Here is a 12,880-nt window from a genome sequence, read left to right as displayed (position 1 = left end):
GGGCTACCCGACGGTCGCGGTCTCCGGTTCGCGGGTCGTGCCCTCGGTCTCGATGACCAGCTCGTCGTCGCGCACGTCCACGGTGACCCGGCCGCCGTCCATCAGCTTGCCGAACAGCACTTCGTCCGCCAGCGGGCGCTTGATCTTCTCCTGGATCACGCGGGCCATCGGGCGGGCGCCCATCTGCGGGTCGAAGCCGTTGCGCGCCAGCCATTCGCGCGCCTCGGCGGTCGCCGACAGCACCACCTCCTTGTCCTGCAGCTGCGTTTCCAGCTCGATCAGGAACTTGTCGACGACGCGCAGGATGTGGTCGAAGCCCAGCGGCTGGAACTGCACCACCGCGTCCAGGCGGTTGCGGAACTCCGGGGTGAAGCCCTTGCGGATCGCCTCCATGGCGTCCGTGCTGTGGTCCTGCTTCGTGAACCCGATCGACCGGCGCGAGGCGAGCGTCGCCCCGGCGTTGGTGGTCATCACCAGGATCACGTTGCGGAAGTTCGCTTCCCGGCCGTTGGTGTCGGTCAGCGTGCCGCGGTCCATCACCTGCAGCAGGATGTTGAAGATGTCCGGGTGCGCCTTCTCGACCTCGTCCAGCAGCAGCACGCAGTGCGGGGTCTTGACGATCTTCTCGGTCAGCAGGCCGCCCTGGTCGAAGCCGACGTAGCCCGGGGGCGCACCGATCAGGCGCGACACCGAGTGCGGCTCCATGTACTCGGACATGTCGAAGCGCACCAGCTCGATGCCCAGCTGCAGCGCGAGCTGGCGGGTGACCTCGGTCTTGCCGACGCCGGTGGGGCCGGCGAACAGGAAGTTGCCGATCGGCTTGTCCGGGTTTCCCAGGCCCGAGCGCGAGAGCTTGATGGCCGAAGCCAGCTGCTCGATCGCCGGGTCCTGCCCGAAGATGACCATCTTGAGGTTGCGCTCCAGGTTGCGCAGCACGTCCTTGTCGCTGGCCGAGACCTGCTTGGCCGGGATCCGCGCCATGCGGGCGACGACCTGCTCGATTTCCTCCACGTCGATCCGCTCCTTGCGCTGCCCCTCCGGCAGCAGGCGCTGGCGGGCGCCGGCCTCGTCGATCACGTCGATGGCCTTGTCCGGCAGCAGCCGCTCGGCGATGTGCTTGACCGACAGGTCCACGGCGGCCCGCAGGGCCTCGTCGTCGTACTGGACGTTGTGGTGGGACTCGTACTTGCCCTTCAGTCCGCGCAGGATGTCCACCGCCTCGGAGACGGTCGGCTCGACGATGTCGATCTTCTGGAAGCGGCGCGCCAGCGCGCGGTCCTTCTCGAAGATGCCGCGGTATTCCTGGAACGTGGTCGAGCCGATGCAGCGCAGCTCGCCGGAGGACAGCGCCGGCTTGAGCAGGTTGGAGGCGTCCATGGTGCCGCCCGACGCCGAGCCCGCACCGATGATGGTGTGGATCTCGTCGATGAACAGCACCGCGCCCTCGACCTTCTTGAGCTGGGCGAGCACGCCCTTCAGGCGCTTCTCGAAGTCGCCGCGGTACTTGGTCCCGGCCACCAGCGCGCCCAGGTCGAGCGCATAGATGGTGGTGTCCGCCAAGACCTCGGGCACCTCGCCGTCGACGATACGCTTGGCCAGGCCCTCGGCGATCGCGGTCTTGCCCACGCCGGCGTCGCCGACGTAGAGCGGGTTGTTCTTGCGCCGGCGGCAGAGCACCTGGATGGTGCGCTCGACCTCGTCGCCGCGCCCGACCAGGGGGTCGATCTTCCCCTCCTTCGCACGCTCGTTGAGGTTGACCGAGAACTCGGTCAGCGGGTCGGACTTGCCCTCCGCCCCGCCCTCGCTGGCCTGGGCCTCGCCTTCCGCAGGCGGGTCGCCCGACTCGCCGTGGCGGGCGATGCCGTGCGACAGGTAGTTGACGACGTCCAGCCGGGCGATGTCCTGCTGGTTGAGGAAGTACACCGCGTGCGAGTCCTTCTCGCCGAAGATCGCCACCAGCACGTTGGCGCCGGTGACCTCCTTCTTGCCGGAGGACTGCACGTGGTAGACGGCGCGCTGGAGCACGCGCTGGAAGCCCAGGGTGGGCTGGGTGTCGCGGTCGACCTCGTCGGGCAGGACCGAGACCGAGGTGGCCACTGCCTGCTCCAGGTCGCCACGCAGGCGCGGGAAGTCGGCGCCGCATGCCTTGAGTACCCCCTCGGCGGAGGGGTTCTCCAGCAGCGCCAGCAACAGGTGCTCGACCGTCATGTACTCATGGCGCGCCTCGCGGGCCCGCTTGTAGCACTGGCCGATGCTGAATTCGAGATCCTTGCTGAACATGGAGTTGGATGCCTCCGAAAAACTACTTTCCCCGATGTGGGGGTGCCGGGTGCGCTTCTCCATCCCTGGCATCCCGGACCCCGGGCCCGTTGGGGTCCGGTTCAAGGTCCTGACACAGGGGGCGGCTTCCGGTCCGGGGTCAGGCCCTCTCCATGGTGCACAGCAATGGATGCTGGTTGATGCGGGAAAACTCGTTCACCTGCGCTACCTTCGATTCGGCCACTTCACGCGTGAATACCCCGCAAACGGCGCGGCCGCGGGTATGCACGTGGAGCATGATCTGGGTCGCCTTCTCCGCGGTCATGGGGAAGAAGCGCATCAGCACCTCGACCACGAAGTCCATCGGGGTGTAGTCGTCGTTGAGCAGGATCACCGAGTACATCGGCGGAGGCTGCAGCTTCGGCCGGGTGACCTCGACCGCGACGCCATGGCCGTGGTCGTGGTCGTGCTGGGGATCGTGCGGCTGGTTCGGCATGGGTCCGATTATAGGCGCCGCGCCCCGGGGGCGCCGCCCCGCGGATGGACGGCGGAGCCCCCGGGGCGGCAAAATGCCCGTTTGCCGATCGTGCCGGCGAGGAATCCCAGACGTGAGCTACCGCCAGGGCCGGTTCTGGCAGCCGGACGTGACCGTGGCCACCGTGGTGGAGCGCGACGGCCGCCTGCTGATGGTCGAAGAGAAGGCGCACGGAAGGCTGGTGCTCAACCAGCCGGCCGGCCACCTCGAGCCCGATGAAAGCCTGTTCCAGGCCGCCGTTCGCGAGGCGCTGGAAGAGTCCGGCTGGGACATCCGCCTGACCGCGTTCCTCGGCGCCTACCAGTGGACCTCGGAGGCGACCGCCGCACGCCCTGCCCGCCACTACCTGCGCTTCGCCTTCGCCGGCGAGCCGGTCGCCCACCACCCCGGCCGCCCGCTTGACGAAGGCATCGTGCGGGCGCTGTGGCTCGCCCCGGAGGAACTGCAGGCGCGCGCGTCGCAGCACCGCAGCCCGCTGGTGTGGGAAACGGTCGCCGATTACCTCGCCGGACGCAGGCAGCCGCTGGACCTGCTGCGGCAGGTGCCGTGAGCACGCCGGCGCCCTCCATCGTCGTCGGGGTCTCCGGCGGCGTGGACTCTTCCGTGGCCGCCCTGCTGCTCAAGCAGGCCGGCGAGCCGGTCGACGGGCTGTTCATGCAGAACTGGGCCGACGACGGCAGCGGCGACTGCCGCGCCGAGGACGACCGGCGCGACGCCGTCGCGGTCTGCGGCATGCTCGGCCTGCGCCTGCACTTCCGCGATTTCTCGCGCGAGTACTGGGACGGCGTGTTCGAGCATTTCCTGGCGGAGTACGCATCGGGCCGCACGCCCAACCCCGACGTGCTCTGCAACCGCGAGATCAAGTTCCGCCACTTCCTGCATGCGGCGCGGGCGCTGGGCGCCGGCGCAATCGCAACCGGGCATTACGCGCGGGTGGAGCACGCAGGCGGGCGCCACCGCCTGCTGCGCGCCGTGGACCGGTCCAAGGACCAGAGCTACTTCCTGCACCAGCTCGGGCAGGAGCAACTGTCGGTGACCCGGTTCCCGCTCGGCGGGCTGCGCAAGGACGAGGTGCGCGCCATTGCCCGCGAGGCCGGGTTGCCCACGGCGGCCAAGAAGGATTCCACCGGGATCTGCTTCATCGGCGAGCGTGACTTCCGCGACTTCCTCGGCCGCTACCTGCCCGCCCGTCCCGGCGAAATCCGTACCCCCGGCGGCGCAGCCCTGGGCGAGCACCCCGGCGTGTTCCACTTCACCCTCGGCCAGCGCGGCGGACTCGACATCGGTGGCCGCCGCGGCTTCGGGCCGGAACCCTGGTACGTGGTTGGCAAGGACGTGCGCGACAACGTGCTCTACGTGGACCAGGGCCACGACTCGCCATGGCTCCAGTCGACCACCCTGGCCTCGGAGCCGGCGCACTGGGTGGCCGGAGCGCCGCCCGCGCGCGAGTTCCGCTGCACCGCGCAGACCCGCTATCGGCAGCCGGACCAGGCATGTTCGGTCCGGATCGACGATGATGGCGGGCTGCGGGTACGGTTCGATGCACCGCAGCGCGCCGTCACCCCAGGACAGTCGGTGGTGCTCTACGACGGCGAGGAATGCCTTGGCGGCGCGGTGATCGCCACCACCGACGCCCCGCTCGAACGACGCCTGGACACGAGTACCGAATGAGCCCTGCAGAAACCCCCTCCGACGATCCCATCACCGCGCGCGCCCTGGCCCTGGCCGGGCTGGTGCAGGCGCTGGCGCAGGTCCGCCGGGTCGCCGATACCGGCCAGGCCGAGGAGTCCGTGCTGGCGACGGCGATGGACTCGGTGTTCCGGATCGATGCCGAGTCCGCCGCTGCGGTGTACGGCGGAGTGCAGGCGCTCCGCCCGGGGCTCCGCCTGCTGCGCGACTACTTCGGCGGCGGCAATGCACGCGACGAGCAGCTGCCGAAGCTGGCCCTGTCGGTGATGCAGCTGGAGCGGCGCTTCAGCGGCGAGCCGCAGGTCGTCGCCAGGGTCCAGGCCGGCATCCGCGGCTGTGCCGCGGCGGCCGAGCGCGATGGCAGCTCGCACCCCGACGTGCTCGCGGCGATGGGCGCGCTGTACTCCGACACCCTCAGCAGCCTGCGCCCGCGCATCCTGGTCCAGGGCAACCCGCACTACCTGGCGCAGCCGGCGGTGGTCGCGGAGGTGCGCGCCGTGCTGCTGGCGGCGGTCCGCTCGGCGACCCTGTGGCGCCAGATGGGCGGCACCATGCTGGACTTCTTCCTTCGCAGGAAGCAGATGGCCGCGGCGATCGAGGCCCTGCTCTAGGCCGGGGCCCCGCTTGCGTCCTCTGCGCCGGCGATGAACCCGCCGGACTGGTGCCGCCACAGGCGCGCATAGATCCCGCCGGCGGCGACCAGTTCCGCGTGCGTGCCCTGCTCCACGATCCGCCCCTGGTCCATGACCACCAGCCGGTCCATCGCCGCGATCGTGGAGAGGCGATGGGCGATCGCGATCACCGTCTTGCCCTCCATCAGGCGGGCGAGGTTCTCCTGGATGACGGCCTCGACCTCCGAGTCCAGCGCCGACGTGGCCTCGTCCAGCACCAGGATCGGGGCGTCCTTGAGCAGCACCCGGGCGATGGCGATGCGCTGGCGCTGCCCGCCGGAGAGCTTGACCCCGCGTTCGCCGACGTGGGTGTCGTAGCCGTGCCGGCCATGTGCGTCGTCCAGGCCGGCGATGAAGCCGTCCGCCCTCGCCTGCGCCGCGGCCTCCAGCATCTGCGCCTCGTCCGCATCGGGGCGGCCGTACAGCAGGTTCTCGCGCACCGAGCGGTGCAGCAGCGAGGTGTCCTGTGTGACCATGCCGATCTGTGCCCGCAGTGAATCCTGCTGCACGCTGGCGATGTCGATGCCGTCGATGGTGATCCGGCCGTTCTCCACGTCGTGGAAGCGCAGCAGCAGGTTCACCAGCGTCGACTTGCCGGCGCCGGACGGTCCCACCAGGCCGATCTTCTCGCCCGGCCGGATGTGCAGGTCGAGGCCGTCGATGACTCCGCTGCCGCGGCCGTAATGGAAGCTCACGCCCTCGAACCGGATCTCCCCGCGCACCCGCGGCAGTTCCGGCGCGCCGGGCGCATCGTCGACGGTGGGCGGCAGCGAGATCGAGTTGATGCCGTCCTGCACCGTGCCGACGTTCTCGAACAGGGTGGCCAGCTCCCACATGATCCATTGCGACATGCCCAGCAGGCGCAGCGCGAAGGCGAGCGCCACGGCGACCGCGCCGGTGCTGGCCAGGCCGTCCAACCACAGCCACAGGCCGAGCGCCGCCAGCCCGGCCAGCAGCAGCATGTTGAGCGCGTAGTTGAGGACATTGACCCAGGTCACCAGCCGCATCTGCCGGTGCACCGTGCCGAGGAACCCCTCCATCGCTTCGCGGGCGTAGGCCTGCTCGCGGCTGGAGTGGGAGAACAGCTTGACCGTGGCGATGTTGGTGTAGCTGTCGACGATCCGCCCGGTCATGGTCGAGCGCGCGTCGGCCTGTTCCTGGGCGACGCGCTGCAGGCGCGGGATGAAGTGCCACATCAGCAGCGAGTAGCCCGCCAGCCACCCCAGGAACGGCAACATCAGCCGCCAGTCGGCGGACGCGGCGACCACCACCACCGCGCCGAAGAAGTACACCAGCACGTAGTTGCCGACGTCGAGCAGCTTGATGACGGTCTCGCGCACCGCCAACGAGGTCTGCATCAGCTTGGTCGCGATGCGGCCGGCGAACTCGTCCTGGAAGTAGCCCATCGACTGCCGCAGCAGGTAGCGGTGGACGTTCCAGCGGATCCGCATCGGGTAGTTGCCGAGCAGGGTCTGGTGCATCAGCAGCGAGTTGAACAGCACCAGGGCGGGCAGCACCAGCAGGACCAGCACCGCCATCCAGGCCAGCTGCGTGCCCTCGGCGGCGAGGAAGGACGCCGGGTGCGCCTCGCCCAGGCGATCGACCAGCGCGCCCACGTAGGCGTACAGGGAAACCTCGGCCACCGCGATCGCCGTGGTGAGCAGCGCCATCCAGCCCAGCCACTTCCAGCTGCCGCGGGTGTAGTGGCGGCAGAACGCCCACAACCCGCGCGGAGGCTGCCGGGGCGGCTCCGGCGGAAAGGGGTCGAGGCGGCGTTCGAACCAGCGAAACATGGGTCCGGGTATCCAGGCGGGAGCGGCCGGCCATTGTGCCAGCGCCGTCCGCGGTCCAGTGGGCCGAAAAAAGGCGAAGCCCCGGACGGTGCCGGGGCTTCGCGCTGCTTCGGCGAGGGTGGATCAGACCGCCTCGGCGGCCTCCTCGACCCGGTACTCCTCGATCCGGTCGAAGTTCATGTAGCGGTAGATCTGCTGCCCGTCGGCATCGACCACCCCCATGTCGGCCAGGTACTCCTCGCGGGTCGGGATGCGGCCCAGGCGCGAGCAGATCGCCGCCAGTTCCGCCGAGCCCAGGTACACGTTGGAGTTGCGGCCCAGGCGGTTCGGGAAGTTGCGGGTGGAGGTGGACATGACCGTCGCGCCCTCGCGCACCTGGGCCTGGTTGCCCATGCACAGCGAGCAGCCCGGCATCTCCAGCCGCGCCCCGGCGGTCCCGAAGGTGCCGTAATGGCCCTCCTTGGTCAGCTCGGCGGCATCCATCCTGGTCGGTGGCGCGACCCACAGGCGCGTGGGGATGTCGCGCTTGCCTTCCAGCAGCCTGGCGGCGGCGCGGAAGTGGCCGATGTTGGTCATGCACGAGCCGATGAACACCTCGTCGATGGTGTCGCCGGCCACGTCGGACAGGGTCTTCGCGTCGTCCGGGTCGTTGGGGCAGCACACGATCGGCTCGACGATCTCGTCCAGGTCGATCTCGATCACAGCCGCGTACTCGGCATCGGCGTCGGGCTCCAGCAGCTGCGGGTCGGCCAGCCACTGCTCCATCTTGTCGATGCGGCGCTGCAGGGTGCGGGCATCGGAGTAGCCCTGCGCGATCATCCACTTCAGCAGCGTGATGTTGCTGGTGAGGTATTCGATGATCGGCTCCTTGTCCAGGCGCACCGTGCAGGCGGCGGCGGAGCGCTCGGCCGAGGCGTCGGCCAGCTCGAAGGCCTGCTCGATCTTCAGGTCCGGCAGCCCCTCGATCTCCAGGATCCGGCCGGAGAAGATGTTCTTCTTGCCCTTCTTGGCCACGGTCAGCAGGCCCTGGCGGATCGCGTACAGCGGGATCGCGTGGACCAGGTCGCGCAGGGTCACGCCGGGCTGCAGCTTCCCCTTGAAGCGCACCAGCACCGACTCGGGCATGTCCAGCGGCATGACGCCGGTGGCGGCGGCGAAGGCCACCAGGCCGGAGCCGGCCGGGAACGAGATGCCGATCGGGAAGCGGGTGTGGCTGTCGCCGCCGGTGCCGACGGTGTCGGGCAGCAGCATGCGGTTGAGCCAGCTGTGGATGATGCCGTCGCCCGGGCGCAGCGAGACGCCGCCGCGGGTGGAGATGAACTCCGGCAGCGTGTGGTGGGTCTTCACGTCCACCGGCTTCGGGTAGGCGGCGGTGTGGCAGAACGACTGCATCACCAGGTCCGCGCTGAAGCCCAGGCAGGCCAGGTCCTTGAGCTCGTCGCGGGTCATCGGGCCGGTGGTGTCCTGCGAGCCCACGGTGGTCATCTTCGGCTCGCAGTAGGTGCCCGGGCGCACGCCCTGCCCTTCCGGCAGGCCGCAGGCGCGGCCGACCATCTTCTGCGCCAGCGTGAAGCCCTTGCCGGTGTCCGCCGGCGTGGCCGCCTGGCGGAACAGGCGGGTGGCGGGAAGGCCCAGCGCCTCGCGCGCACGCGCGGTCAGGCCGCGGCCGATAATCAGCGGGATGCGGCCGCCGGCGCGCACCTCGTCGAACAGCACGTCGCTCTTGAGCGCGAACTCGGCGATCACCTGGCCGTCCTTGAGCGCCTTGCCCTCGTAGGGGCGCAGCTCGACCACGTCGCCGTGCTCCATGTTCGACACGTCCAGCTCGATCGGCAGCGCGCCCGCGTCTTCCATGGTGTTGTAGAAGATCGGCGCGATCTTGCCGCCCAGGCACACGCCGCCGGCGCGCTTGTTGGGCACGTGCGGGATGTCGTCGCCGGTCCACCACAGCACGCTGTTGGTGGCCGACTTGCGGCTGGAGCCGGTGCCGACCACGTCGCCGACGTAGGCGACCAGGTGGCCCTTCTCCTTGAGCCGGAGGATCTCGCCGATCGGGCCGCGCTTGCCGTCCTCCTCGGGCACGAACGGGGCGTCCGGCCGCTGGTTCTTCAGCATGGCCAGCGCGTGCATGGGGATGTCCGGGCGGGTGGTGGCATCCGGCGCCGGGGACAGGTCGTCGGTGTTGGTCTCGCCGGGCACCTTGAACACGGTGATGGTCATCGACTCCGGCACTTCCGGCCTGGAGGTGAACCACTCGGCCTCGGCCCAGCTGCGCAGCACCGCGGCGGCGTTGGCGCTGCCGGCGTCAGCGCGTGCCTTGACGTCGTGGAAGGCGTCGAAGACAAGCAGGGTGTGCTTGAGCGCGTCGGCGGCGATGGCGCCGACCTCCGCGTCGTCCAGCAGCTCCACCAGCGGCTGCACGTTGTAGCCGCCGAGCATGGTGCCCAGCAGCTCGGTGGCGCGGGCGCGGCTGACCAGCGCGTTGGCCTCGTCGCCGCGGGCCACCGCGGCAAGCCAGGACGCCTTGACCCGGGCCGCGTCGTCCACGCCGGCAGGCACTCGCTCGGCGAGCAGTTCCAGCAGGAAGGCCTCCTCCCCCGCGGGGGGCGACTTCAGCAGTTCGACCAGCGAGGCGGTCTGCTCGGGGGAAAGGGGCAGCGGCGGGATGCCCAGCGCGGCGCGCTCGGCAACGTGTTGGCGGTAGCTGGAAAGCATTGGAGGTCCCGTGATGAGTGTGGCGGCGCCACGAGGGCGGGCCGCGGGCGGCGTCGCGCCGGGCGGCTTGCCGGATGGCGGGGGGATGAACCGGCCCGGCGCCACCGGCGCAGGCGTGATCCACGGCCCGCAATTTTGCCCTGAACAGGCAGTGCGGGCAATGTTGCGCTTGCGCCAAATGCTCGCCACCGAAGGGAAATTGGCGGAACGCAGCGTCCGGACTTCCTGCTTGATTCCACGCGCCGTGAACCCCAACTGTCCATAATCGACCCATTCCGGCGTCCGCGCGGCCGCCCCGCCCTGCCGCCCGACATCCCAGCTACAGGAGCCCCACATGACCGACTCCTTCTCCACGCGCCGCCAGCTCGACGTCAACGGCCGCCAGTACACATACTTCAGCCTGCCCGCGCTGGGCGAGCGCTTCGACATTTCGAAGCTGCCCTACTCGATGAAGATCCTGCTCGAGAACCTGCTGCGGCACGAGGACGGCGGGATGAGCGTCGACCGGTCGCACATCGAGGCGGTCGCCAAGTGGGATTCCAAGGCGCAGCCCTCCACCGAGATCGCCTTCATGCCGGCCCGCGTGGTCCTGCAGGACTTCACCGGCGTGCCCTGCGTGGTGGACCTCGCGGCGATGCGCGACGCGGTCACCCGGCTGGGCGGCAAGCCCGGGCAGATCAACCCGCAGATCCCGTCCGAGCTGGTGATCGACCACTCGGTGCAGGTCGACGTGTTCGGCCGGCCCGACGCGCTGGACCTCAACGGCAAAATCGAGTTCGAGCGCAACGCCGAGCGCTACAGCTTCCTGCGCTGGGGCCAGAGCGCGCTGCAGAACTTCAAGGTGGTCCCGCCCAACACCGGCATCGTCCACCAGGTGAACCTGGAGAACCTGGCCCGGGTGGTCATGGAGCAGGAAGTCGACGGCCAACTGATGGCCTACCCCGACACCGTGTTCGGGACCGACAGCCACACCACCATGATCAACGGCATCGGCGTGCTGGGCTGGGGCGTGGGCGGCATCGAGGCCGAGGCCGCGATGCTCGGCGAGCCCTCGTCGATGCTGATCCCGCAGGTGGTCGGCTTCAAGCTGACCGGCAAGCTCCCGGAGGGCGCAACCGCCACCGACCTGGTGCTGACGGTCACCCAGATGCTGCGCGAGCACGGGGTGGTCGGCAAGTTCGTGGAGTTCTTCGGCGACGGCCTGCAGCACCTGCCGCTGGCCGACCGCGCCACCATCGGCAACATGTCGCCCGAGTACGGTGCGACCTGCGGCATCTTCCCGATCGACTCCGAGGCGCTGCGCTACCTGCGCCTGTCCGGCCGCAGCGAGGAGCAGATCGCGCTGGTCGAGGCCTACGCCAAGGCCCAGGGACTGTGGCACGAACCCGGGCAGCCGGAAGCCGAGTACTCGGCCACCCTGCACCTGGACATGGCGACGGTGAAGCCCTCGCTCGCTGGCCCCAAGCGTCCGCAGGACCGCGTGCTGCTGGAGGACGTCCAGGAGAACTTCCGCACCAACGTCGAGCCGCTGGTTGCCCACCGCCGCACGCCCGAGGCGGAGCGCGCCCTGCAGCGCTTCGAGAAGGAAGGTGGCGGGCAGCCGCAGGCGGACCGTCTGGCCGCCAAGCCGGCGGTCTGCTCGCGCATCCACATCAACGACCAGGACGTGGAGATCCGGGACGGTTCGGTGGTCATCGCCGCGATCACCTCCTGCACCAACACCTCCAACCCGGCGGTGATGCTCGGCGCCGGCCTGCTGGCGCGCAACGCGGCGGCGCGCGGCCTGAAGCCGGCTCCGTGGGTGAAGACCTCCCTCGGCCCGGGCTCGCGCGTCGTCACCGACTACCTGCAGAAGGCGGGCGTCATGGACGACCTGGAGAAGCTGGGCTTCTTCGTGGTCGGCTACGGCTGCACCACCTGCATCGGCAATTCCGGCCCGCTGCCCGAGGCGGTGTCCAAGGGCATCGCCGAGAACGACCTGGCGGTCGCCTCGGTGCTGTCGGGCAACCGCAACTTCGAGGGCCGCATCCACGCCGAGGTCAAGATGAACTACCTGGCCTCCCCGCCGCTGGTGGTGGCCTACGCGATCGCCGGCACCGTGGACATCGACCTGACCCGCGAGCCCCTCGGCAAGGACCGCGACGGGAACGACGTCTACCTGCGCGACATCTGGCCGACCAACAAGGAGATCGGCGACACCATCGCCGCCACCGTCGGCCCCGAGCTGTTCGCGCAGAACTACGCCGACGTGTTCAAGGGCGACACCCGCTGGAACAGCATCGATTCGCCCTCCGGCGAGTCCTTCGCCTGGGACGAGGCCTCGACCTACATCAAGAACCCGCCCTACTTCGACGGCATGACCATGGAGGTGGGCACGATCGACGACGTCGTCGGTGCCCGCGTGCTGGCGCTGCTCGGCGACTCGATCACCACCGACCACATCTCCCCTGCCGGCGCGATCAAGAAGGACTCCCCGGCTGGCCGGTACCTGCAGGAGCGCGGCGTGCAGCCGGCGGACTTCAACAGCTACGGCAGCCGGCGCGGCAACGACGACGTGATGGTCCGTGGCACGTTCGCCAACATCCGCATCCGTAACCGGATGCTGGACGGGGTCGAGGGCGGCTACACCAAGTACTTCGGCCGCGACGGTGGCGAAGGCGAGCAGATGGCGATCTACGACGCCGCGATGAAGTACAAGGCCGACGGCATCCCTCTGGTGGTGGTCGCCGGCCAGGAGTACGGCACCGGCTCCTCGCGCGACTGGGCGGCCAAGGGCACCAACCTGCTGGGCGTCAAGGCGGTGATCGCGGAGAGCTTCGAGCGCATCCACCGTTCCAACCTGGTCGGCATGGGCGTGCTGCCGCTGCAGTTCATGGACGGCGAGAGCGCCGACAGCCACGGCCTGGACGGCACCGAGACCTTCGACATCACCGGGCTGGACGACGGCAGCTCCAAGACCGCGCGCGTGGTGGCGCGCCGTCCGGACGGAAGCGAGAAGAGCTTCCAGGTCCACGTGATGCTGCTGACGCCCAAGGAAGTCGAGTACTTCCGCAACGGCGGCATCCTGCACTACGTGCTGCGGAAGCTGGCGCGCAAGGCGGCCTGAGCGCCGCGGCCCGGGCGGCCAGGGTGCTGATGGGGGAGCGGCTTCGGCCGCTCCCCTTGTTTGTGACGCCTGTTTGTCACGCCGCGGGGGTGCGTCGTCCTTCGACGCCCCG

At 69.7% G+C, this 12,880-nt stretch carries 8 protein-coding genes; 4 read left to right on the top strand and 4 right to left on the bottom strand.

Annotated elements, in window-relative coordinates:
* Positions 1–3: 3 nt before the first annotated feature.
* Together clpA and clpS are read right to left on the bottom strand one after the other, a co-directional pair.
* Complete coding sequence (gene clpA, locus G545_RS0101460) at positions 4–2,280, bottom strand: ATP-dependent Clp protease ATP-binding subunit ClpA (RefSeq protein WP_027068841.1); 2,277 nt, start codon at positions 2,278–2,280, stop codon at positions 4–6.
* Positions 2,281–2,419: 139 nt separating this feature from the next.
* The gene (gene clpS / locus G545_RS0101455; protein ID WP_036135931.1) at positions 2,420–2,755 is read right to left on the bottom strand and encodes an ATP-dependent Clp protease adapter ClpS; all 336 of its coding nucleotides are present in this window, start codon (positions 2,753–2,755) and stop codon (positions 2,420–2,422) included.
* Positions 2,756–2,867: 112 nt separating this feature from the next.
* Here clpS and G545_RS0101450 point away from each other — a divergent pair, with 112 nt between their 5' ends.
* Genes G545_RS0101450 through hflD form a run of 3 tightly spaced genes read left to right on the top strand, consistent with a single transcriptional unit; the run spans position 2,868 to position 5,094 of the window.
* Positions 2,868–3,344: an NUDIX hydrolase gene (locus G545_RS0101450; RefSeq protein WP_027068839.1), complete on the top strand. Its 477-nt coding sequence runs from the start codon at positions 2,868–2,870 to the stop codon at positions 3,342–3,344.
* Positions 3,341–4,465 (top strand): tRNA 2-thiouridine(34) synthase MnmA, encoded by a 1,125-nt coding sequence (gene mnmA, locus G545_RS0101445; RefSeq protein ID WP_027068838.1) that lies wholly within the window; start codon positions 3,341–3,343, stop codon positions 4,463–4,465. Before G545_RS0101450 ends, mnmA begins: the two co-directional genes overlap by 4 nt.
* Positions 4,462–5,094, top strand: a complete 633-nt coding sequence (hflD, locus tag G545_RS0101440; protein WP_052106516.1) for a high frequency lysogenization protein HflD — start codon at positions 4,462–4,464, stop codon at positions 5,092–5,094. The genes mnmA and hflD overlap by 4 nt, the downstream gene beginning before the upstream one ends.
* Here hflD and G545_RS0101435 read toward each other — a convergent pair.
* Together G545_RS0101435 and acnB are read right to left on the bottom strand one after the other, a co-directional pair.
* Positions 5,091–6,947, bottom strand: a complete 1,857-nt coding sequence (locus tag G545_RS0101435) for an ABC transporter ATP-binding protein (RefSeq protein ID WP_027068836.1) — start codon at positions 6,945–6,947, stop codon at positions 5,091–5,093. The genes hflD and G545_RS0101435 overlap by 4 nt on opposite strands.
* A gap of 123 nt (positions 6,948–7,070) precedes the next feature.
* Positions 7,071–9,662: a bifunctional aconitate hydratase 2/2-methylisocitrate dehydratase gene (gene acnB, locus G545_RS0101430; RefSeq protein ID WP_027068835.1), complete on the bottom strand. Its 2,592-nt coding sequence runs from the start codon at positions 9,660–9,662 to the stop codon at positions 7,071–7,073.
* Between the two features lie 334 nt (positions 9,663–9,996).
* On the opposite strand from acnB, the gene acnA reads away from it, so the two are divergent.
* Positions 9,997–12,768: an aconitate hydratase AcnA gene (gene acnA / locus G545_RS0101425; RefSeq protein WP_027068834.1), complete on the top strand. Its 2,772-nt coding sequence runs from the start codon at positions 9,997–9,999 to the stop codon at positions 12,766–12,768.
* Positions 12,769–12,880 lie beyond the last annotated feature (112 nt).

Source organism: Lysobacter defluvii IMMIB APB-9 = DSM 18482 (assembly GCF_000423325.1).
In the GTDB taxonomy this organism is placed as follows: Bacteria; Pseudomonadota; Gammaproteobacteria; order Xanthomonadales; family Xanthomonadaceae; genus Novilysobacter; species Novilysobacter defluvii.
This window is presented reverse-complemented; position numbering and strand designations above follow the sequence as displayed.